The sequence below is a fragment of the bacterium genome, from assembly GCA_020444325.1.
Lineage (GTDB): Bacteria > Bacteroidota > Ignavibacteria > SZUA-365 > SZUA-365 > BM516.
In genome coordinates this window covers 631,331-655,715 of sequence record JAHLLD010000001.1, presented here as the reverse complement: position 1 = coordinate 655,715, position 24,385 = coordinate 631,331, and the positions used below count along the sequence as shown (strand labels likewise).

General features: G+C 54.7%; 14 protein-coding genes and 1 tRNA gene. 1 reads left to right on the top strand and 14 read right to left on the bottom strand.

Going from position 1 to position 24,385, the window contains the following annotated elements; all coding sequences use genetic code 11:
• Position 1 precedes the first annotated feature (1 nt).
• From smc to KQI65_02580, 10 genes are all read right to left on the bottom strand, one after another.
• Positions 2–3,562 (bottom strand): chromosome segregation protein SMC, encoded by a 3,561-nt coding sequence (gene smc, locus KQI65_02625; GenBank protein MCB2203617.1) that lies wholly within the window; start codon positions 3,560–3,562, stop codon positions 2–4.
• Between the two features lie 22 nt (positions 3,563–3,584).
• Positions 3,585–6,206 carry a hypothetical protein gene (locus KQI65_02620; GenBank protein ID MCB2203616.1) on the bottom strand — a complete coding sequence of 874 codons (2,622 nt, stop codon included), beginning with the start codon at positions 6,204–6,206 and terminating at the stop codon, positions 3,585–3,587.
• A gap of 901 nt (positions 6,207–7,107) precedes the next feature.
• Positions 7,108–9,000, bottom strand: coding sequence for a membrane protein insertase YidC (gene yidC, locus KQI65_02615; GenBank protein MCB2203615.1), 1,893 nt, complete (start codon positions 8,998–9,000; stop codon positions 7,108–7,110).
• 27 nt (positions 9,001–9,027) lie between these two features.
• Positions 9,028–9,249 (bottom strand): membrane protein insertion efficiency factor YidD, encoded by a 222-nt coding sequence (yidD, locus tag KQI65_02610; GenBank protein ID MCB2203614.1) that lies wholly within the window; start codon positions 9,247–9,249, stop codon positions 9,028–9,030.
• A complete protein-coding gene (locus KQI65_02605; protein MCB2203613.1) occupies positions 9,246–9,662 on the bottom strand; it encodes a ribonuclease P protein component in 417 nt (138 codons plus the stop codon). The genes yidD and KQI65_02605 overlap by 4 nt, the downstream gene beginning before the upstream one ends.
• Positions 9,640–9,795: a 50S ribosomal protein L34 gene (gene rpmH, locus KQI65_02600; GenBank protein MCB2203612.1), complete on the bottom strand. Its 156-nt coding sequence runs from the start codon at positions 9,793–9,795 to the stop codon at positions 9,640–9,642. The genes KQI65_02605 and rpmH overlap by 23 nt, the downstream gene beginning before the upstream one ends.
• An 80-nt stretch (positions 9,796–9,875) precedes the next feature.
• Entirely contained in the window at positions 9,876–10,886 is a 1,011-nt protein-coding gene (locus tag KQI65_02595; GenBank protein ID MCB2203611.1) for an iron ABC transporter permease, read from the bottom strand.
• Positions 10,868–11,848 (bottom strand): GTPase ObgE, encoded by a 981-nt coding sequence (obgE, locus tag KQI65_02590; protein MCB2203610.1) that lies wholly within the window; start codon positions 11,846–11,848, stop codon positions 10,868–10,870. Before obgE ends, KQI65_02595 begins: the two co-directional genes overlap by 19 nt.
• Positions 11,849–11,851: 3 nt before the next feature.
• Positions 11,852–13,975 carry a hypothetical protein gene (locus KQI65_02585; GenBank protein MCB2203609.1) on the bottom strand — a complete coding sequence of 708 codons (2,124 nt, stop codon included), beginning with the start codon at positions 13,973–13,975 and terminating at the stop codon, positions 11,852–11,854.
• Positions 13,976–14,033: 58 nt separating this feature from the next.
• Positions 14,034–14,858, bottom strand: a complete 825-nt coding sequence (locus tag KQI65_02580) for an NAD+ synthase (GenBank protein ID MCB2203608.1) — start codon at positions 14,856–14,858, stop codon at positions 14,034–14,036.
• Between the two features lie 109 nt (positions 14,859–14,967).
• On the opposite strand from KQI65_02580, the gene KQI65_02575 reads away from it, so the two are divergent.
• Positions 14,968–15,861: a hypothetical protein gene (locus KQI65_02575; GenBank protein ID MCB2203607.1), complete on the top strand. Its 894-nt coding sequence runs from the start codon at positions 14,968–14,970 to the stop codon at positions 15,859–15,861.
• Between the two features lie 96 nt (positions 15,862–15,957).
• On the opposite strand, the gene KQI65_02570 is transcribed toward KQI65_02575, so the two are convergent.
• The 4 genes from KQI65_02570 to KQI65_02555 form a co-directional block, all read right to left on the bottom strand.
• Positions 15,958–16,041: transfer RNA gene (locus KQI65_02570), tRNA-Leu, on the bottom strand.
• Positions 16,042–16,136: 95 nt separating this feature from the next.
• Positions 16,137–19,823, bottom strand: a complete 3,687-nt coding sequence (locus KQI65_02565; protein ID MCB2203606.1) for a hypothetical protein — start codon at positions 19,821–19,823, stop codon at positions 16,137–16,139.
• Positions 19,824–19,973: 150 nt separating this feature from the next.
• Positions 19,974–22,106, bottom strand: a complete 2,133-nt coding sequence (gene scpA / locus KQI65_02560; GenBank protein MCB2203605.1) for a methylmalonyl-CoA mutase — start codon at positions 22,104–22,106, stop codon at positions 19,974–19,976.
• Between the two features lie 47 nt (positions 22,107–22,153).
• On the bottom strand, positions 22,154–24,262 hold the full coding sequence (locus tag KQI65_02555; protein MCB2203604.1) for a methylmalonyl-CoA mutase subunit beta: 2,109 nt from the start codon (positions 24,260–24,262) through the stop codon (positions 22,154–22,156).
• Positions 24,263–24,385: the final 123 nt, after the last annotated feature.

Genomic DNA, 24,385 nt, shown 5'->3' with positions numbered 1-24,385 from the left:
GTCAATTGTGCGCGAAACGCGCGACCGTTTCTTTTGAGAAATTCACCGCCACGAGTTTCGAAACACCTTCTTCCTCCATGGTTACACCGTACAGTGTGTCCGCAGCCGCCATGGTGCGCTTGTTATGCGTGACCACGATGAACTGCGTGTTCGTGGAGAATTCCTTCAGAATCTTGATATAGCGATCGATGTTCGCATCATCCAGCGGTGCATCGACTTCATCGAGAATACAGAAGGGACTGGGTTTCACCAGGTAAATAGCGAAGAGCAGTGCGATGGCCGTGAGCGTTTTTTCTCCACCTGAAAGCATATCGATGGAATGGGGACGCTTGCCACGGGGCTTGGCGACGATATCAATTTTCGCTTCGAGAGGATCCTCGTTTTCCTGCAGAATAAGATCCGCCTCGTCACCTTCGTCGAACAGCGATTTGAAGATGTTGATAAAATTCTCACGGACCTGGGTGAAGGTTTCCGTGAATTTCTGTTTCGCGGTTTCATTGATCTCGCGAATGGTGTCCTTCAGCGTATGTTCGGACTGGATCAGATCATCCCGCTGCGTCGTCAGCAGATCGAGACGGTCTTTCTCCTCTTTCCATTCCTCGAAGGCGAGGGGATTGACCGGACCGAGCGCACGGATTTTCTGACGCAGGTCATTGATCTCTTCTCTCGCCTGTGCGAGATCGAAAACGTCATCATCCTCCGCCGTGCCGCGGGTGAGCTGCATCTCGAATTCCTCGAGCGCGTGTTCGGCAAGGGAGGAGATGCGCTGTTTGATTTCACTGACCTTCAACTCGATTTCATGCACGAGGTTGACATTCTGATTCTGTTTCTGTCGTTCCTCATGCAGCGCTTTTTCAATGGCGCGTGATTCGGCGCGTTTTGCTTCGAGTTCCTGTTCGATGACCGACAGTGTTTCCTTCGAATTGCCCCGGCTCTGTTCCATTTCTTCGAGATTGCGCCGCAGCTCCGCGAGTTCGTCCACGAGCTGCACAGCTTCTTCTTCGGACTGCACGATTTCACGGGACGCATTGTCGAGCGCATGCTCGGTATCCTGCAGGGTGACGCTCAACCGTTCGAATTCATTGCGCAGATTCTGTATCTCGCCACGCTTCTGTACCACGGCCAGGTTCGCGCTGTTCGCTTCTTCGTTGCTCCGGTTGTACGCCTTTTCCAGCTCACTGAGGACCTCAGCTTCCCGCTGCACCTCGGCTTCGATGGCATCCTGCTGCGCACGAAGCTCGGCGATGCGCGGTTCGAGTTCCTGCTCACGGCTGTCGATTTCTTCGCCCTCATCGCGAAGGCGTTCGCGTTCCTCGCGATTCTTTTCGATGCTGCGTTCGAATTTCTCGATTTCAAACATCATCTGCGCAACCTGGCGCTCGTATGCGGAAAGCTCCTGCTGCGTCTGCTTCATGTTTTCAGCAAGTGATTTCAAATCGATGCCGCTGTAATCCAGATTCTTTTCTTCGAGAACAGACTGATTCTCGAGCAGCTTCTCCTTGAGAGATTCAACCTCTTTGGTCAGGGCAGCAATCTGATCCTTCTTGCCGATCATGCTGCCTTCTTCCTGTCCATGGCTGCCGCCGCGAACGAGCCCGTTGCTGTCGAAGATGTCACCGCTCACGGTCACGCAGCGGATATCAGGATATTCACGTATACAGCTGTTAGCGACTTCGGCATCACGCACGATGAGCACGTGACGCAAAAGCATCGAGAAGAGATCGTTGTACTGGGGCTCATAGCGCACGAGCTCGATCGCCCATCCCAGAATTCCATCTCCCGCAATGGGAAATGTACTTGCACTCGATGATGGGAGGCGCGAAAGGACTGCGAACGTCGCCTTGCCTTTGCGGTACTCCTTGAGATTCTGCAATCCGCTGATGGCTTCCGTGACATCGTTGACCAGGATATAATGTGCGGCATCACCGAGCACCGCTTCGACCGCGACGCGAAGGTCTTCCCGGGTGTTGATCGCGTCGGCGATGGTGCCGTAGCGGGACGTCGCCCAGCTCCGATTGCGGAGCAGATGCTGAACACTCTCATTGTAACCTTCGAGACGATCCACCAGTCCGTTGAGAAAATCGATGCGTGTCATTTTCTCACCGATGAGCCCCTGAATCTCGAATGCCCGATTCTGAAGCTGGTCGATCTCACCGCGCAGCGCCTGTTTGCGCTCATCCATGACGTGGAATTCACGTTCGGCCGCGAGCACCGTTTCAGAGAGCGCCGCCTGTCCGGCATTCTGTTCCTCCATACGTGCACGGAGCGAGGAGAGGTTTTCTTCCGCATCACGGTCTTCCGCGTCCAGCCGTGCGAGTACCTTCTCGATCGTTTCCTTCCGCGCTTCGAGCTTCTCGGTCTCGTTTTCCTCATGCGCAATCTGCTGCGTCAGCTGCAGACGCCGCTGCTGACGGGATTCCGTCTGCAGCTTTTTCTCCGACACCTGCTCTTCGATCGCGAGATGCGCCGCGCGTTTCTCTTCGCCACCGCGTTCAAGCACACTCAGTGCTTCCGCTTCCTGTTCCAGGGTGGAGGTGAGTTCCTTTTTCTTACTCTCTGTTTCAGATATACGGATCTCATAGTTCTGTTTATCCTGGCGCAGACGTTCTGCCCGCTGATGCAGACTGCGTTCGCGCTCTTCACTGACCAGCAGGTGCTGGCGCGCTTCGCTGATGCGCGCGACGAGCCCGTCATAGCCGTCTCGATGCGATTGCAGGCGCAGCTCGATTTCTTCTTCTTCGTTTCTGTAGGCCTCGAGCAGTGTCTCCTCTTCTGTCATGCGCTGGCCCATACTGTCACGCTCGACAATAGTGCTCTGCAGCCGTTCCTGGAGCGGTTCGAGCCGGCGATGAAGATTGTCATAGTCCCGCTGCATCACGTCGATTTCGAGAACGCGAAGGCGTTCCATGTACTCATTGTACCGTTCCGCTTTTTTCGCCTGGCGGTTCAGCGAGTTCACAGCCTTACTGACTTCCGCGATGATATCGTCGACACGCAGGAGGTCTGCTTCGACATCGCTGAGTTTACGCAGTGCTTCCTTGCGCCGCGCCTTGTATTTCGTGACCCCGGCAGCTTCTTCAAACAGGCGGCGACGTTCTTCGACCTTGTCGCTCAAAATGGTTTCCACCATTTTCAGCTCGATCACCGAATACGCATTCGCGCCCATCCCCGTATCCATGAACAGGTTGGTGATGTCCTTGAGACGACAGATCGTCCGGTTCATCATGTATTCGCTTTCACCGGAGCGGAAGACCCGCCGGGTAACGGTGACTTCACTGTAATCGAGAGGGAGGATGCCCTTGTTGTTTTCGATGGTGAGTGACACCTCGGCGAGTCCGATGGGCTTGCGCATCTTGGTGCCATTGAAAATGACATCTTCCATCTTGTCGCTGCGCAGCGTTGAGTAACGCTGTTCACCCAGCGCCCAGCGCAATGCGTCGACGATATTTGTTTTCCCGCAGCCATTGGGACCCACGATGGCGGTAATGCCATCGTTGAGAACGACATTGGTTTTATTCGCGAAGGATTTGAACCCGAGGATTTCGAGTTTGCTTAAATACATGTTCTATCTCAAAGGGAAGAAATCAGGAAACGGTCTGTGCGATACTCCACCACAGATCCACGTAATACTTCATATATGCGAACACATTGTATTCGCCATCGAGTGAAACGAGCCAGAGCGCGAGTCCGGTACCAAGCAGCACAAAGCCACCCAGGTAGAAATACATGGGACGCACGTCGAATACGATCGCGGTGCCTTTCAGTACCCTGCTGAGAATCCACACATGGAAGATCACGTAGGTGACGACGGCCACGGGTTCAAGTACCGGCAGGGCAAGCACACGATAGAGCACCATCCCGAAAGGTGCCAGAATAATCATGGGGAGCACCGACCACATGCTCACGCTGAACGCGTCAAAGAGGAATACTTTCTTTCTCGAAACGAGAGCGATCAGACGCAGCAGCAATGCATATGCGACGAGCAGCAGGAAAAAGAGCAGTGTCATCAGCAGCACATTGTCGAGCGGATTCCAGGCCGAATAGTTTACCCATTCCTTCAGCCAGGTACTGTGAATAAACTGTGCGATCATGCGATCGACTAGAATATTCATGCGCCAGTAGTAGAGCAGGTTCGCGTAAAGGAGTCCCGCCGACAGGGAGCCGAGCAATCCGACCATCGACGTCTGGAACAGCGAGAGCATACGCTGATCTCTCACGTCCGCGTAGAAATTGTAGGGGCGAAGGAAGGAGCGAACGACATTTTCCCGGAAGCGGCGAAAGAGATTGTATACCCCGGCAAAGAGGAAAATGATGAGGATGCCGAGCACGACAAAACTCATCGGATGCTGTTCTTCGTAATTCCCGGTAACGAGCACCGGCGGTTTTTCATTATTGAAGCTCGTCTTTAACACATCGTATGCGATACGCTTCTGGCGGAAGCGATCGACAACGCCAGTGGTAGCCGTGTACTGATACACGCGGTCGACTGCCATGATGGGACGCATCACGGCCCAGTCCGCAAAGGAATGCACAATCACGCCAGCATAACCGAGGTCACGAATTTCCTTGTAAAGCTGCAGGAAAAACTGTCCCTGCGCATCAATCGAGCGTGGATCACTGTAGCCGTTGTAATTGCGTATCTGCACCGGGTACATCAGTGAGCTGACGATAACCGGATATTCACTGTTCCGTGATGCCAGGGCCTCGAGCAATTTTGAAACCGTGGCAGTGGACTGCGGATTGACATCGAGTCCGACAAAGTCACAGTGCTCGGGAAGCTTGTCCGGCAGAGTCGATTCGAAGGAGAGATAGCGAAGCAGACGTTCCGTCTGCGGCACCGCACTGTTGACGTCCTCGAGATACTCCTGCATTTCAGGTGAGGCGTCGAGTAATCCCTGGGCAAAACCCACTGCCGCAAGCGAAGGATGATTGTAATCCCTGGCTATCGTCTCGCGAAGCACATTCTTCGCGGAAGTATGAATGCCGACCTTTTTCAAGATCGCATCCGGCACCTTGCGCAGAGGCAGATCGTGGAAGACGAGAATGCCATAGCGATCACACAGTGCCATGAAAAGGGGGTGGGTCGAACCACTGACAAGACGCACCGCATTGACACCGAGGTTTTTCATCATGAGCACATCCCGTTCCATCTCATCGACGGAGAGGCTGCGGCCATGCCGCGGTGAATCTTCCATGTACGTCATGGCCTTGAGAAACATGCTGTTTCCGTTCACCTGCAGTCCGCCATCCCGCACGCGTACACTGCGGAATCCGATATGCTGCATGCTTTCGTCGAGCACCACACCACCGCGAGTCGTCCGCTGACGCAACACGTAAAGGTTGGGAGCATCCGGTGACCAGAGGCGCAGACCGGACAGCGTCATGCTGATTTCCACCGATTTCAGGCGATCGGACTCAACTTCTACGCGCTTGCTTTCACTGCTGGCGAGAACGAGACCGGTCAACGGATCCAGGATCTCAATCATGTGATTGACCGCGGAGCGTCCGAACGCTTCCGCGCTTCCGGTGGAATCCCCGGGAAGTGTGGCAAGTTCACCGGAATTCAGCAGGGCGCGGTAATGCAGCGTGATTGCCCTTCCGGGACCACGTACATCGCTCGAGACATACGACTCCTGCACCCAGACACCGCGATGTGCAACAATGCCGATGTCATGCACAATGCCGCCGTAATTCAGTCTGTCCCACAGCTGTTCGTACAGCGGCACCGTCTCATGCGTATCGAGAAAATTATTGACGGAAATTTCTATGGTGTTTTTCCCTGCCCGAATGATACCCGGCGACACCTTGTAATTAAACGATGTCAGTCCGGCATGTTTTCCGATAAACTGACCGTTTATACTTATTTCACAGTAATACGAAATGCTCAATGCGACGAGCTGAAAAACGGAGGAATACGCCATGTCCCTCGGCACGGTAAAATCACGCCGGAATGTGATCTGATAATGACCACTGAACGAGGACGGAATGGAAACCGCTTTCCATGGCTGTTCCTCATCCATACGATATTCCCACTTCCCGTTGAGATCGATGATATCCCTGTACGCGGTGGGGGAGAGAATGCCCATGCTCAAATCCGTCGGCAGGGGACGACGCTGCTCAAGAAAGGCTGGCTGCGCGACGACGTTCGAGAAAACAACGAGCGAGAAAACAAGAACCCCCAGGCTCCTGATTCGTGCGCTTCGCATTAGGCTTTTGTCGCTGTGCTGCATGGATACTACCGTATAATGATGCAAGAGAGTAAATGTACGAAACGACGGCCAATGAACAAAGAGGAAAGACTTCATGAGATCAGGTTCCCGGTGACTGACGCGTGACTGCTCCGGGCTGTATGCGCCATGCCTCATCCCTCGGACATCGCCGTGACAACCACATCACACAGCGCAATAAACCTATAAAAAACAATAGCATACAATGCACGCCTCAGCCGAAGTTTCTATGACACGCATTTGTCGTGCCGTATGGTATAGATCGATGCCGTCAGCAGACATTCCATGGTCGCATGCAGACGGCATATATATAGATAGCAGAGTCATGCTGCTTCCCGCCGGGAGGTGCATTATCCAATTTCAAATGGAGTATTTTCTCATCAATTTGAGAATATGCAGAAAGTGCATATTTGAAGCGGGCACACAGCAGAGACGCTCTCCGGTATTTCGCCGGGGCAGGGCATGAGACAGAGACGGGAAGCAGATCGTACGAAAACGATCCCGGGAGGTGGTAGTGAAGTCCTCACAGCCGTGCGCGGCTGGTAGAACGGTCCTGAAATGAATGAAATATGCAGTTTCTGCATATTTTTTCATGTCTGTGCGTTCCCATTGCACGTCTTTCATCGCGGGAGGGCGAATGGATGCATCCCGGGCAGCTTCGTCTTCCATCATACGACCCCGCCGTCTTTGTACGTCCCTGGCGCTACCATTATGCAGAAAGTGCATAAAGACGTTTGCACCCCACTCCTGAAAAGAGGAAAACAGGGAAAACCTCAGGTCACCAGAGCCGACAAGCAACGACCGGCACCAGCTGTTTCACGTGAAACAAAAAACCCCCTCCCGCGAGGGAGGGGGCCTGTTTCACGTGAAACAGCGTTTCTCAGAATTTCTTCTTCTTCGAGGATTTGCGCGCCTTCTCCTGTTCCTTGGCTTTTTCCTGCATGGAAGCCAGGGTGCGCTCCGTCCAGCTGGTCTTTTTCTTTCCACCCTTCGGTGTGACCTTTGTCAGTGGTTCATCAGCATGGCGCTTGTTGATCAGGTACTGCTGGCCGATAGAAAGGATGTTGAACATGAAGTAATAGAGGTTGAGACCAGAGGGGAAAGAGTTGAAGAGAATCCAGAACATCACGGGCATGATGTAGACCATGGTTTTCTGGCGAGGATCCTTCACCGACATTTTCTGCTGGACAAACATCGTCGCCGCCATCATCAGAGCGAGACCGCTGATGAAGCTCATACCAAGCACAGGGATTTTCATCGGGAGGTCGATGAGAATATCCGGAGCGGAGAGATCGCTGATCCAGAACATGAAGGGCTGATGCCTCAGCTCGATCGTGGAGCGGAAGATGGTGAACAGCGCAAACAGAATAGGCATCTGCAGCGCCATAGGCAGGCAGCCGCCTGCCGGATTCACCCCGTACTCTTTGTAGAGTTTCATCATCTCCGTGTTCTGACGCTGCTGATCGTCCTTATACTTTTCACGCATCTCCGTGATGATGGGCTGCAGCTTCTGCATTTTCTGCATCGAACGCATGCTGCTCTTCGTCAGCGGGTAAAGCAGGAGTTTTACGATGATGGAGAAAATGATAATGACAATGCCGTAGTTTGGTATGAAGCTGTGCAGGAAATTGAACAGCGGCATGACAAAATACTCAGAGAAGGGGCGCACCACGAATTCCCAGCCCAGGCTGAGCACCTGCTCGAGTCCTTCATGCTGCGCTTTGAGAAGTTCATAATCCATCGGACCGATGAATATGGTGAACTTCGATACTTCACGCACATTGCCCCGATACTTCACCTTGATGCCAGCTTCGTACTCCTCACGATGTCCTTCGTTCGGCTGGGGCTTCATAATGCCTTCCACGTATGCACCGCTTCCCGTGAAACCGTCACGTGCAATCAGTGCCGCGAGAAAGTACTTATTGTGAATGGACGCCCACTTGGTCTCTCCCTGTAAATTTTCTTTCAAACGCTCTTCGGCATCATCTGCATTGTAGGAATTCCGATTTCCGTCAACATACACGTTCGCTTCCGAAAAGCTGGCCTCCTCGACACTGTTTCGTTCCGAGTATGCCGGTGTATGGAATATCACCTGGTATTCATAGTTCGCAATGACAGCGCTCATGTTTACCATTTCAATATCCATGTCCACGTTGTACCCGCCGTTGTGGATCACATAGCGCTTGATGATCGCCATACTGTCGTCACGCACTGGAAGGATAGCTTCAAACGTGTACGACATACTGTCTGTGAGCGTCACCTCGCCCTGTTTAGGAATAGTACTGAAACGGAAATACAGATCCTTAGTGTTTATAAACCGGCCATCCGAGCTGGCGAATACGATATCGAAATCGCTCTGTCGCTGCCATTCGATGAGCTGCAGGGGATTGTCGCGCCAGGTGGTAAAATTGTTCAGCGTCCAGCGTTTGATGCTTCCGCCCTTGCTTGCGAACTCGACAACGAATTTGTCGGTCTTGATCTTGAACGTGGTATTCGATCCCGTATCCAGGTGCGAGAACCAGGTGCCGTAGCGCATGTCATCGGACGCAGACTGCGTGGTGTCGATATTCATGCCATGTTGCGAACGATCTTCCGTCTTCTCTTCGGAAGTTGTCGCATCCTCTTCGGCCTTGCTCGCTTCTTCCTGCTGCTTTTGCTGCTCGGCTATTTCCTGCTGTTTCGCGACTTCCTCCGGTGAGGGTGCCGTGTAGAACATCCATGCCACAAATAGAATGGCAATGATGATAAACCCGATGATCGCTTGTCTGTCCATGCTTACAACTTTTCGTTTATGTGCGAATTACGGTACAGGGTCATATCCCCCTTCATTCCAGGGATGGCAGCGAAGAATGCGTTTTACCCCCAGCCAGCTGCCCTTGGCCGGACCATGTTTCTGTATGGCTTCCATCGTGTAGGATGAACAGGTAGGATAGAATCGACAGGAAGGAGGAAACAGCGGTGAGATCGCGAACTTATAGACGCGAATCAGAAACACCAGTACTGCGGTCACGGCTTTTTTCATGAGGCCTGCAGTTTATCCTGCACTCTGATGAGTAAATTCTCCATAGCCAGGTCGATCTGAGAAAACTGCAATGGACCGCGCTGCGCCAGGCTGTTGAAGAGAAATACGCAGCGCAGAGCGATCTGCTTCTCCTCACACTGTGCGAGCAGTCCATGTTTTCTCTGGCGGTAACTTTCCCTCAGGTACCGCCGGACACGGTTCCGCTGTACCGCGGAGCGTGCCTTTCTAACAGCAAATCCCACCGTACAACCGTAAGGTGGGATTTCCCGCTGTATATCATAATAACATCGAACATTTCCACTTTGCACGAACCTCCCGCGGGAGAGTACGCGCCCAAACGCCCGATATCCGCGAAGGATTTCAGATTTTGAAAATCGATTACGGGACGAGTTATCGATGCTTCGGTTCGTCACTGACTGTGAGTTTCCAGCGACCTTTCGCACGCCTTCTCGCAAGCAGCTTGCGGCCGTTTTTTGTGGCCATGCGGGCCCGGAATCCGTGTTTGTTCCTTCTTTTGCGGTTGCTGGGCTGAAATGTACGTTTCATGTTACTTCAAGTCTTTTGATGATATTCCTTACAGAACTACAAAGTTATGGATATCTGATGCTAAAAATCAAGGGATAAGGTCAGGATTTTCTTCGCAGCAGATAAATGAATACGGGAGCACCGAGAGCTGCGGTAACAGCTCCCACAGGAAGTTCTGAGGGAGAAATCACGCTGCGTGCGATAATATCGGAAATTATCAGAAACACCGCACCACTGAGAAAGCTCGCGGGGATATGCAGCCGGTGATCCGGACCGAAGAGCCGCCGGCACATGTGCGGGATAATGAGTCCCACAAAACCGATTGCGCCGGAAAAACTGACGACTGCCGCGGTCAGCAGCGAGGCGATGATGTAGAGCTGCAGTGTGGTGGACCGCACGGATATCCCCAGATGCTGAGCGGCTGTTGCTCCGAGGGCAAGTACATTGAGTCGGCCCGCATGGAACATTGCCGCGACGACGAGAATAAACACCACGGGCAGAAGCAGAAGAACCTCATCGATGGTGGCATTCCCGAGATAACCTATCAGCCAGAACAGTGCGTTGCGCAGGGGACGATCGAGCGTCGATACGAGCGCGAGAATAATTGCGGAGAGAAATGCGCCTATCATAACCCCCGTGAGCAGAAGTGTGTTGTCATGCACACGTCCGCGGCTTCCGACGACATACACAATAAGTACGACAAGGACGGCGCCGACAAAAGCGAACAAGGGCTGTACGAACAGTGCGACGGTACTGAGTCCCGTGGCAATGGCCACGAGCGCACCGACGGATGCGCCGCCGGATATTCCGAGTATGTATGGATCGGCGAGAACGTTGCGCAGAAGCACCTGGAAGACGGCGCCGGCAACCGAGAGTCCCCCGCCGACCAGCAGTGCGAGCAGCACGCGCGGCAGCCTGATGTCGTGAAGCACAGCATAGGCGGAAGCTTCTGCGGGAGAGGGTGTACGCTGAAAAAGCAGATGAAAAATGTGGGGAAGGGAAATATCGTATGCGCCTACGCGTAAACCAATCAGCACACTTGCGACGAGTAACGCCGAAAGTCCGCCAAGCACCGAGAGGGTTTTCCTGCCTGTCAGGTGATCATGCGCCACATCAAGTCCTTCAATGCAGAGACGCCTTCCCCGCTTACAGAGGAGAAAGAGAGCACCGTAACGTCGTACCGCGCAGAGAGCTCTTCGATACGCTCCCTGGTCTCGTCATCTGCGACGTCCGTTTTCGAAACCGCGATGAACCAGGGTTTCATGGCGAGCTCCTGGCTGTAGTTCGTCAGTTCATGACGGAGGATGTCGATATCGGCGGGATAGTCGGTGGACATGCAGTCTATGAGAACAGCAAGAACGCGGGTGCGTTCAACATGCTGGAGGAACTGATGTCCGAGACCCTTGCCCTCGTGGGCGCCTTCGATGAGACCGGGCATATCCGCCACGGTAAAACTGTCATACTCGCGGTATCGCACAATTCCGAGATTAGGCTGCAGCGTCGTGAACGGATAGTCGGCAATTTTGGGCTGCGCAGCGGAAATGACAGAGATGAGCGTGGACTTCCCCGCGTTGGGAAAGCCAACAAGTCCGACATCCGCCAGTAATTTCAATTCGAGAGACAGTACGGCTTCGCCACCCAGCCTCCCCGTTTCGGCACGGCGTGGCGCCTGGTTGGTCGCCGTGGCGAACTCCGCATTGCCGCGGCCGCCGATTCCGCCCTGTAGCACAATGAATTCCTGCCCGTCCTCCACAAGGTCAACGAGCATCTTTCCGCTTTCGGCATCGCGCACAATCGTTCCGACAGGCAACGCGATGCGCAGATCGCTGCCGGATTTCCCGCTGCGGCGCGACGCTTCTCCCGGGGCACCGTCCGGCGCTGCATATTCTCGCTTGTACCGGTGATCGAGCAGGGTGTGGAGCTGGCTGCTGGCGACGAGGACGACATCGCCGCCACGTCCGCCATTGCCACCGTCAGGTCCGCCTTTCGGAACGAATTTCTCACGGCGAAAGCTCACGCACCCCGCACCGCCCTTGCCCGAGCGCACGGTGATGGTAACTTGATCTACAAACACAGGTTATTTCTCGTTGATGTACCGCTTGTACACGTCATCCGTGAACTTGACGGCAAGACGTGAATACATGTCCACGTCGTATTTGATGAAGAGTTCGTCTATATATTCGGATGCCTCGCGCCAGGTGCCTTTGCCGTTGAGTGCGGCCAGCGCTCTGTCCAACGCATCATCTTCTTTCTTGAACAGTTTCTTGACGTATTTCTTCTTGTCCGCCGCGGAGATCTGCTGACGCAGGTCGCCAAATTCCGCAATGACTTCTTCGGCGGGACGAGAGGGCGCAGCTTCGACTTTTTCTTCTGCTGCGTGATCACTGCCGCTGTCAAGATCCACGGGGTCTTCGACAATGGGAATATCATTCCTGCGATCAGCACTGCCGCCGGAGGAAGAATTTTTCATATCATCGAGATCATCAAGATCCAACTCACCGAGCAGTTCTTCTGCGGGCTTCAGCTGATCTTCGTTTTCCAGTGAAATGCCCGGGATGCTGTCATCGGGCAATGCCTTCTCTTCCTCTTCGACATCCTCGAGATCGACATCCGGGATGTCCTCCACTTCCTTGTCCCAGTCAATCTCCAGTTCCGTACTTTCGGATTCCAGCTTCAGAGATGTCTCTCCTTCGGGAGAAGCGTCATCCGAAGTTTCCTCGGATACCTCATCTTCATCCTCATCAAGCGAGAGATCGGGAAGTTCATCGAGGAAGGATGACGAGGAATCATCGCCGGAAGCTGAAGATCTACCAGAAAGGTCCCCCATTCCCATCGCGTCGCTCTCTTCTTCAACGAGCGAATATTCTTCCATCTCCGATTCTTCCTCCTCCAGCGTCATCTCCGGAATGGTATCCTGCTCCTCAAGCTGCTGCTCGATATCGAGAATGGTCTCGACCGTCGAATCGTAGTCTTCGATCTCCGGAAGCTCCTCATCCTCTTCGAGTATCGCGTTTTCGTACTCCTCATTCTCCGAAGGAAGCTCGTCCTGCAGGTGGTCGTCATTATCGATATACGCTTCGTCTTCCAGCTCCACGACATCGTCGTCTTCTGCATCCGCTGGTACGGTGTCCTCGTACTCATCGCTTGCCAGCTGCTGGTCGTCGGAGAGTCCTTCCTCATCCTGTTCTTCTTCGAGAAGCAGATCGTCTTCCATGGAGGGAATGCTGTCGTAATGCTGCTCGACAACGGCATCCTCTTCATCGGTGATCACGAAATCGAGGTCGGATTCTTCCTCACCGATCTCCCGGCGGTTTTCCTCTTCATGTTCCGGGGTAACGATTTTCGGAACTTCGAAATCCTCTCCGGCAGTGATATTCCGTTCCGGCTTCATAACATCTGACTGATGGACATGCTGATTGACAATTGTGGAGATATCGTAGCTCATGGTGAAATCGACTTCACTGATGAGCATGACCAGGTCGTGCATTGTGATCTGTTCGCGCTGCTCCTTCTCACGGTCGAGTCGCTCAACGATGGAGGAGAGGTTTTTGTCATCGAAGAAAATCGAGAGCGCTTCGACGGGCACGAATTTCTCTTCCGCCTTGCTCCCCATGGAAAAGAGGTTGAACAGCGGCGTAGTCAGATGCGCAAGTTTGCGGCTGTCGAAACTGCGGACGATCTCGCTGTCGACATGACCGAGGAGTTCGCTGAACTTGCGTTCCTGCATCACGGTCAGATCCTTTTTCGAGAAATACTCGCGGAGAATCACCGGGTAATACTCGTAATCCCAGAAATACCGGAGGCCGTCGATGATATCATCCGTCGACGCGTTTTCCCTGTCCGCAAAAAGATACTTGTGCAGCGTCCACTGCGGCCGACAGAGATAATTGAAAAGAAGTTTGATGTTTTTCTCGAGCGTGTGAACATACTCTTCGCGGGAAAAGACCGCGTTTTCACGTGCATGAGAAAGAATACCGTCGAACAGCTCGGTCACGGCACTATCTTCATACCGGAAATGCGGCGACTGTTGAAGCCGTTCTTCTTCTTCCTTGAGCCATATATCCACATCCTGCTCGAACATCCGTTTCAATGCATCGGGTACATCGGACGCGAAAATCTGCCGCGAAGTAATGTTTTCCTGGTCGGCGATGGTTTCCTTCAGCAGGAAAGCGATGGTCTCTTCAATTTTGCGTTCGAACATATCCTTTTCCACGGTTGTGTGTGAAAAACATCCTGCGCAGACGGCAGACCCCTTTCGTTCAGGAGCCCCAATCACGCGGATAGCGAAAATCCGCGTTCACGGTTCGATAACCCACCTTGGCGATGAGCGGAGGCACACGCTTGAACTGGTTGCGCCGTACCATCCGTCGCACGTTTTCAATGAGCTCTGATTCAAACCCTTTCTTTTTCAACTGCGCATCATCCATGCGCTCATCAATCATGAAATACAGCAGCTCGTCGGCCTGCTGATAGGAAAACCCCAGCTCGGCTTCATCCGTCTGTCCTGTCCACAGATCAGCGCTCGGGGCTTTGTCTACGATCTCATCGGGAACACCGAGATGCCGGGCCAGCTGCCATACCTGCGTCTTGTAAAGATCACCGAGGGGATTGACAGCGGAAGCGGAATCGCCAAACAAGGTACTGTACCCGAGCAGCATCTCCGTCTTGTTTCCGGTACCGACGACGAGAGCTCTCTCACGTGAGGATCTGTCGTAGAGCACGATCATCCGTTCACGCGCCATGATGTTGCCACGGCGGACATTGGACATTTCGGGGTCCGTCGCTATAAGCGGATCCACCATGGGCGTGATATCCACCGTCTCACTGTGAATACCCAGCCGGTCAACGACAAGCTGCGCGTGCGAAAGACTGTCTGCACTGCTGCTGCTGTATGGCATCATGACGCAGAGCAGATTGTCTGCGCCGAGCGCCTCAGCAGTCAGATATGCGGATACGGCGGAATCCACACCACCGGAGAGTCCTATAACCGCGCGTGTGATACCTGTTCGGTGAATCTCGTTGCGAACGAAGCCCGTGAGGAGGTCCGCAACGGCCGATGTGTCAAGTTTCAGTTGAGGTAACATGCTCCTGAACTTGTTATTATTGAAACTTACGAAACCCCATTCTGCAAATCAATGCGATGGGAAACATGAGCGAAACTCAAACGGAATTTTTTCGTACAATAGAGACGGAATGACAGGTACAGAAAGAAATATCGACCGCATCCTGCTGTTCACACTTGCGCTGCTGCTTCCGCCACTCATTGTTGCACAGGCGCAGGAAGGACGCGCACGCAGCGTGCAGCTCGGTGGCGCACGTGAAGTGGTGGCCACAATTAATGGCGGATTCGGGACGCTGTACCTCAAGCGCGGCAATGGCAACGCCCTTCTCCAGCTTCGCGAGAAAAAAAGTGAAGAAGAGGAAGAGTACGCTGATGTCGACATTGATTACCGTGTCGAAAATGGCATTGGCTATCTGACGCTGGATCTGAATACGGAAGATGGTGATGATATGAACGCGCTGGCCTGTCTGTTTCAGGGACAGTCTTCGCGCACCTGGTATCTCGCGATGAATAACGATGTTCCCATTCGATTTGATATCACGCTCGGCGCGGGGCGTGCGTCACTGGATTTTACAGGGATTCACGTACGGGGACTCGAACTCGAAACCGGTGCCGGCTCCGTGAGAATCAGCGCTGACCGACCCAACCGGGAAATTATCGACGAAGTCTCCATTTCAGCGGGCGTCGGTTCGGTGCGCACACGCCATATCGGGAATCTCCGTTTCAGACATCTCGACTTTGAAGGGGGACTGGGAGAATACCAGCTCGATTGCACCGGTGCGCTGCCACGCAGAACACGGATCAGCTCTGACGTCGGTGTGGGTTCGCTCGTGATCACGCTGCCGAAAAATGTCGGTGCAAAGGCGCTGACCAGCGACAGTTGGCTGAGTTCAAAAAAGATGTACCATTTCGTGCAGCACAGCGATAACGTGTACAGAACGGAGAACTTCGCCGATAGTGAAAACAAGGTACTGATGAAGCTTCAGTCGGGGGTGGGTTCAGTGGCCGTCCGCTGGGAGAAATAACAGGTACAACACTGGGGAAAAAAGAAGGGCTCCGCAATCACGGAGCCTTTGTCGTTGGAAATAAAACAGGGCTCCGATAATTCGGAGCCCCTGTCGTACTCGAGGCCGGGATCGAACCGGCACGGGTTTTACCCCACTGGATTTTGAGTCCAGCGCGTCTGCCAATTCCGCCACTCGAGCGGAAGGCACAATTTCGGGAAACAATGCGCTTTTTGCAAGCAATCACCATGGATATCACCGTCGTGTCCGGATTGCCCACGCACATGCACACCTATTTATTTTGCAAACAGCATGCGCCGCATACGGGTGACCGTAGGCGTTTTCAGTACCGAGAAATAGACACCCGAGGGAAGTCCGCTGGCATCGAAACGACGGATGTATTTTCCCGGTGCGAGCAGGCCGTCCTGCAACGTTGCAACACGTCGCCCGAGCGCATCGAATACAAGCAGCTGCGTCGGTGCCGCTTCGATAATCTCGAACGCGATTTCCGTTGTCGGATTGAACGGATTGGGCCTGTTGGGCTCAAGGGATATCTGCCCGGAACCATCGAAGAAGCGATCTCCTCCCTCCCGGCAGATATTTTCAACCGTCAGCTGTCCATGCTCAACAACCACGGTCAGCTGACCACCCACGACGATGACATCGCTGATCAGAATCGGTGTCTCGTCGGTAAGGCCCAGCGTAACCATAAAGGGTACGCGCATCGCAACGCCATTTGCATCGGTAACCAGGGGCAGATCGAGCGGGAGAACCCGTTCGTCCCCGACGATACTTCCCTGCTCACCGGAGAGCGGCACCATCAGGCTGGCGTTGTAGCGCAGGTTCACCGTGATGGACGTCGCTCCGAAGAGCTGCAGGTTCTCGGCATTGCTCAGGTAAATCGGGAGTTCTATCACCTCCGAAGGTTCAGCCACGATCGTATCGGTACTGACGACGACGCGTGCGGTTGCGACGCGTCCCTGTACATCCAGCGCCATGGTATTGCATGCAGGTGCATGGTTGACAGGCAGCCTCGCGACATACGTTCCATCCGCACCCGGATCATCAAACTCCAGGTCAATCACCGCGCTGTCACCGGGCGCAATCGTCACCGGGATGCCCCCGGTAACCCTGAACGGCGGGATATCCAGCATGGAGTTGACCGTCACCGGAACGCTGCCGGTGTTGTGCAATGTCGTGCTCGCTGTTGCGGGAAGCGTTGAAGCACGGTGCAGACCGAAATCCATTGCACGCGCGACGAGATTGAGAGAGTCTGCGCTGCCGGTGAGCACCCGGCTTTCTGTCACTGCGCAGGGATCGGCCACAATGGATAGCGCACCGTTATACTGTCCCGCAGCCTGCGGTGCAAAGCGCACGATCACAACGACCTGTTCGTTCACATCCAGAGAAAACGGAGGCAGAGGTGATATCACCGTGAATTGCGGCAGCGTCGATGACAGCGTTGTCACCGTGATGGGCACCTCACCATCATTGCGCAGCAGCATGGTGTTGTCCGTGCTTTCACCCGGACACTGCAGTGTGGAAAAAGGCGAGATCGTGCCGACGAAGAGATTCGCGTTGCGCGCCGAGGCGGAGAGGTCGAGTTGCTGCGCAAACGCGCAATCTTCAGCGACGGACCGCAGCGTCAGTGTACCGGTCTCCGTGCCGGCAGCTGCATGATCGACACGCAGCTGAAGTTCGAGTGTGGAATCAGGCTGCAGCGTAACCGGGAAATCCGTCGGCTGCGGGGATTCAAGAATGAAGGCCGTGTTGTCAATCACCGGCAGTTCAAGACGAAGAGGAATGGTGCCGGTATTCGTAAGCACAATGGAGGTGTCCGTCTGCGATCCCTCACAGAGCAGTATATCCGGGAAGGCAAGTGCGCTGGACGCAAACATGAATTCCGCGACATCAACGGTGATGCTGACGGGGATGGTGAACGGACTGGCACCCGGACTGTTACTGGTCACCTTCAGAGTATCGGTGATCACCCCCCTGCTCCCGGCAACTCTGTCATGACGAACAATGAATGCACGCATTCCACCGGGCAGGATATCCACGGGAAAACCCGCCGGCTCAACCAGTGTGAAACCACGGTCGCCGAAAGCAAAGTCCGCGGCACTGATGTTGAGTGTCCCGTCGCCCAGATTCTCTACGATCACCGTGTCGAGCATGCTCTGCTCGCATCGCAGTCCGGGCATCGTGAGAGGAACCGCTGCTGCGATCTCGGGTACGGGACGAAAGATGAAAATATTCGCGGCCGACTGTGACGGGATGTATGCCGGACTCGCGGTGAACTGCGCCGAAGAACTTGAGGGATTCGTCTGCAGCGCGGCAAGGTAATAATAGCCTTCGTCCGTCAGGGTGATATCATGCGTCCAGTCCGTTCCATACCCGCTGAGCACTGCAATCTCTGCCCACTGCGTGCGATCGGATTTCATATACAGGTGAATGTCCTCGCCATTGCCTGTTCCCGTGAGCGTGAATGTGCGAGGAACGAAAGTCGACGTATCGGTTGAAGGACCGGTAAACATGCTTTCTTCAACCGGCAATCCACCGCTGGTCCATCCCAGGGGACCATCCATGCGTATGCGTCCTGCGCCGCCGAACTTTCCAGGACCCAGACCTCCCGGTGCCTCTATCTTCCACACGGAGGACAGCAGTTTACTTCCGATATGAATGGCCCCACCGGAACCTGCACCACCGTCCGTGCTGCTGCCGTTTCCAGACGACCCCCCGAAGGCCGTAAAGTGATAGGTTTCCATGCTGGGTGCCGAAAGCTTCAGTGCTCCCGCGCCGCCGCCGCCTTCGCCCGAGCAGGCCAGACCCAGTTGCGGGTTTCCGCTGGCTCCACCCGAACCGCCCGCAAGCGGGATGATGGCGGCATTGCCATGTACCTGCCCGCCATTACCGTTGTTGGACGAAACGCCCGGGGTCGCGTATCCACCGCCGCCACCGTCCCGCAGCTGCTGCTGTCCGCTTCCACCGCCGAAACCGCCGGGAGGATTGCAGCCCGAACCGCTTGAACAGCCTTCGCCGGAGGTACCGAACGGGTGTCCCGTTCCCCCGCCTGAGGCTTCATGTGCCGGTGAGGTTCCGCCGGACACACCGTTGAGGCTTCCGCCTGTGTTTCCGACAGGCGCACCACTGCCGATACCGGGATTGCGGTACGCGTCACTGCCAAAAGGATTTCCGGATTTGTTTCTTCCACCCCTGCCCCCACCGGTGAAACCATCTCCGCCATCGGAGCCGTCACCGGTAAAATCGCAGAAGCTTCCCCCACCACCGCCACCGCCGGGTCCCCCGTGCTTGCCGTTCGCATCCACGGAAAGCGTGGTGTTGCTGCCCATGCGGACGGGACCGCGGGAGATAATCGTCACAGGAAGATTTCCCTGGTTTCCATCCGCTGTCAGATCGGGATCCACCAGCGAGACATCATAGTTGTCTCCCATGAGCACGAGACTGTCGACAATCATTGCGCCGCGGGGCGAACGCAGGCCCCAGCTTCCGCCGCTGCCAAGCGTTCCGTCACCTGATTTCACGATCGCCGCCTGCGGCCGCACCACGTAAAACATTTCCGCATTCCCGGCCGAACCGTTGCGTACGAACTCGATGGGAATCTGGTATTGGAGGCCGACGGTCTGCCAGTTGCTGCTCGGGGGATTCGCGTCTGGATTGACAAAGATTTGCGCTGAGATCATGCGTCCATCCCACGAAACGACGAAGGGACCAATGATCACCGTGTTGCTGTCTCCCGGGTTCACACAGCGCAGGCGCAGGGCGTCTCCCGGATTATTCATGTACAATCCATCGCTGCCGAAATTTCCGACAGCGTCGTGTGGACCGATGAATTCCACCAGCGTGTTCATTCCCGGACTGCCGATGTCGGGAATGATATATGAGATTGTTTGCGACTGCACACTGGCGGTAACAAGGTACAGCAGCAGTGTGGTAACGATCATGTTTCGGGAAGTGGTATGCATCACTCTATCCCTTCATCACTGTAAGGCGTAGCTGGATTCAACACTACAGTGTATTCATTCGATATTTCATATTCAACGAAAAAAAGAAAACGTCACCTGCACAGCAGAACGCATCACAGGTGACGTTACAGATTTACAGAATTCCGGCTGTCAGTCCTCAAGCAGGATATGCATCAGCTTCTGCGCAGCACGAGGAATAACGGTACCGGGACCGAAGACGGCGACGGCACCTTTCTTGTAGAGATATTCATAATCCTGTGCAGGTATGACACCTCCGACGACGACGAGAATATCATCGCGTCCCACGGCACGGAGTTCTTCAAGCAGCGAGGGCACCAGCGTCTTGTGTCCCGCAGCGAGGCTGGAGACGCCGATGATATGCACATCGTTCTCCGCCGCCTGCCGTGCTGCTTCAGCCGGTGTCTGGAACAGGGGACCGATATCAACATCGAAGCCGAGATCGGCGAAGGCCGTGGCGATCACCTTTGCACCGCGGTCATGGCCGTCCTGTCCCAGCTTCGCAATCATGACGCGGGGACGGCGACCTTCCTTTTCCGCGAACTGATCAGTAAGCGCCCGTGCGGCAACGAAATCGTCGTCGTCGCCCGCTTCACTCGAGTACACACCTGATATGGATCTGATCACAGCCTGATGCCTTCCGAAAACTTTTTCCATGGCGTCGGACATTTCGCCGACGGTTGCTCCGACACGCGCGGCATTCACGCAGGCTTCGAGTAGATTTCCGCTGCCTTCGGCCGTGCGGGTCACCTGCTGCAACGCACCTTCGACAGCAGCATTATCGCGTTCTTGGCGCAACCGCGCAAGCCGGCGTTTCTGCGCCTCGAGCACGGCACTGTTATCGACTTCGAGAATATCGATCGGGTCTTCCTCATCGAGACGGTACTTGTTCACACCAACGATGACATCTTTTCCGGAATCGATGCGAGCCTGTTTCCGGGCGGCCGCTTCCTCAATACGCATTTTCGGGAGTCCCTCTTCAATCGCCCGCGTCATTCCGCCGAGCTGCTCGACTTCCTCGATCAGTGTCCACCCCCTGTGCGCCAGTTCATGTGTGAGGCGTTCGACGTAATACGAACCCGCCCAGGGATCGACGCTGCGACACACCGCGGTTTCATCCTGGATGAACAGCTGTGTGTTGCGCGCAATGCGGGCTGAGAAATCCGTCGGCAATGCGATGGCTTCATCGAGGGCATTGGTATGCAGCGACTGCGTGTGACCCATCGACGCTGCGAGTGCTTCCACACAGGTACGTGTCACGTTGTTGAACGGGTCCTGTTCGGTCAGACTCCATCCCGATGTCTGGCAATGCGTGCGCAGCGACATGGATTTTGGATTCTGCGGATCGAAACGCTTGATGATCTTTGCCCAGAGCATGCGTGCGGCGCGCATCTTCGCGATCTCCATGAAGAAATTCATGCCGATGGCCCAGAAGAAGGAAAGACGCGGTGCAAACGCGTCGATGCTGAGTCCCGCATCGATTCCTGCGCGCACGTACTCGAGTCCATCCGCCAGCGTATATGCCATCTCGATATCCGCGGTCGCGCCTGCTTCCTGCATGTGATATCCTGAAATGGAAATCGAATTGAAGCGCGGCATGTTGTTCGCGGTGAAGGCGATGATATCGGAGACAATACGCATGGACGGTGCGGGGGGATAGATATACGTGTTCCGCACCATGAATTCTTTCAGGATGTCGTTCTGAATGGTGCCGCTTAGCTGCTCCATGCTCACACCCTGTTCCTCCGCGGCAATGATATAGAGTGCCATCACGGGGAGAACAGCACCATTCATCGTCATGGAGACAGACATTTTATCGAGCGGAATCTGATCGAACAGAATGCGCATGTCGTGAATGGAATCAATGGCCACGCCGGCCTTGCCGACATCACCGATCACACGCGGGTTGTCGGAATCGTATCCGCGATGCGTCGCCAGGTCGAAGGCGATGGAAAGCCCCTTCTGTCCCGCCGCGAGATTCCTGCGATAAAAGGCGTTCGATTCTTCTGCCGTGGAAAAGCCCGCGTACTGACGTACGGTCCATGGACGCGATACATACATCGTGCTGTACGGACCACGCAGAAACGGCGGAATACCGGAAGCAAAATCCAGGTGTTCGAGTCCTTCAAGATCTTCCTCGCTGTACAGGGCCTTCACATCGATATGCTCCGGTGTATTCCAGAGCAACGATGCAGCGTCCCTGTCCTTCGCACGCAGTGCTTTTTCCCAGTCAGCGATGCCGTGCGCTCCGTCCCTCGTCTGCATATATGGAATGCTGGAAAAATCAGGTTTCATTACGGTGTATTCCTGCCTTATGAAATTTCAATTCCGAGTGTCTGGAGAACGTTTGCAAGCGTTTCGCCCACGTCGGATCTGACATGGACAAAGGCGTGCACGCCCGCTTCGGTAAGCGCAGCAACATCGTCTGCCGGATTTCCAGCGACAACGACGAGCATGCCGGGCTTCTTTTCCTGCACGATGCGAAGGATTTCAGGTACGCTCTCTGCATACCGGGCATCTTCGCTGCAGGCAACGAGGATATCTGCATCCTGCTGCAGTGCTGCTTCCGCTGCCTCCACAGGGGATTCGAAGCCCAGGTTGTCGATGATATCCATGCCCGCTGCACCGAAAAATCCTGATGCGAAGGTTGCGCGCGCGCGGCTCCAGGCGACGGGACCATAGGTAGCGAGGAACACGCGTGGTTTCCGCTCCATATGCTCCACCGTGCCGCGAAGACGCTCAAATTCTTCTGACGCTCTGAAGGGCGGCAATGGGGTTACCTGCGTCGTATCAGCTGATGCGGAGACAATCAGTTCAAGAATTTCAGGCACCGTGATTCCTTCATTCAATGCGGTGCGCATTGCATCGATGCTGTTTCCGCTGTCCTCACGCAGCAGCTCGCCCAGTTTCTGTAACTGCACATCACGTGGACCGCGTGCGTCGCATTTCTCTTTGTATGCTCGCTGCAGTGCTTCGTTTGAAACAGGGGATGTGGACGGAGTCGGAAGCGGTTTCTCCGAGAGATTCGGATACTGATTCGTACCGACGATGACATCTTTCCTGCGTGAAATATTCTTCCGTTTCTTTTCTGCTGTTTTCCTGATGCGCTCCTGCACGCTTCCGTTTTCCAGCGCGGAAAGGATGCCGCCCTGCTGTTCAATCTCCTGGAACAGCGTCCATGCATGCTGCATGATTGAATCGGTGAGATGTTCCACGTAATAGGAACCTGCTGCCGGATCTCCGACCTGCGCGAGGTGTGCTTCTTCCTGAAGGATAATCTGCACATTGCGTGCGATTCGGCGGGAAAACGGTCCGGGAGTACCCGCCACCTCATCGAAGGGTGCGATATCGATACTCTCCGCTCCGCCCGTTGCTCCGGCCATTGCCTGCACCGTTGCGCGCAGCATGTTGACATACGGATCGTACGCAGTCTGCGTCCATCGCGAACTCCGCACATGCATGCACATGCGTGCCGATTCCGTATCCTCGATGGCGAAAGCTTCCGTGACGCGGGACCAGAGTGCGCGTACGGCGCGCAGTTTGGCGACCTCCATGAAGAACGTACTTCCCACCGGAAAGGTGAATCGCATGCGTGACGCAGTGGCTGTTGCATTCATACCCCGCTCCTGCATTTGATGCAGGTATTCGACGGCAGTGGACAGCACGCAGGCGATTTCCTCCACCGCGCTCGCGCCGGCGTTGTGCCAGGCTTCACCGCTGACACTGATGACACGATGTGATTTTCCCGATGCCCCAGCCGCCTGCACACTGTCGCGCATCAGGCGACAGGCCGTGTCGAACGAACAGTCGGATTCTCCCCGTTCTACAAGCTGTGTAACGGGATCCATTGCGGTATGTACGTTCCGACATCCCGCTTCCAGGGCTGCAGCAAGCAGAATCGGTGAGGAAAGGCCCGCATCGATATCCAGTCCTTCAAAGGATGGCAGGTCTTCGAGAAATTCACGCAGCTCTTCCAGGTCGGTGATCCAGGCTCCGCCTTCCGGCAGATCCTGCATCTGCTCAATGGCCGTACCCCGTCTCAATGCTTCATGGAATCGCAATCCCACGCGCGTCTCTCCGCCCTGCAGTCCCGTCTGTACCTCCCTGCGCAGTTCATTACGCGCGCTGGAGGCATGCGTCTGCATGATAGACCACGGGGTTTCGGTATTTCCCGTCAAGCGCGCATCGCGCAGATATGGAGGAAAACCGGGCATGCTGCCAAGATGTTTCAATTCCGCGTTTTCTTCACGGAAATACATGGGCTGCACCTTGAATCCCTCATAGCTGTCCCATACCAGCTTTTTGTCGAAATCCGCTCCCTTGAGATCTCTCTCCACCAGTTCCAGCCAGCGCTCTTTTGTAGCTGCTTCAAATTCTTCGAAAAGAAAATCGCGTTTCTTTCCGTGTTCTTCTGCACTCATAATAGCAACTCTGCTTCGTTTTTCAGGTGTACCAAACCGTTAAAAAACCGGTTTGTAAAAACAAGTCGTGATAAATTTAGCGATTTCTGCCCTGTGGAAAAAATACCGTCACAGGATGGGAGG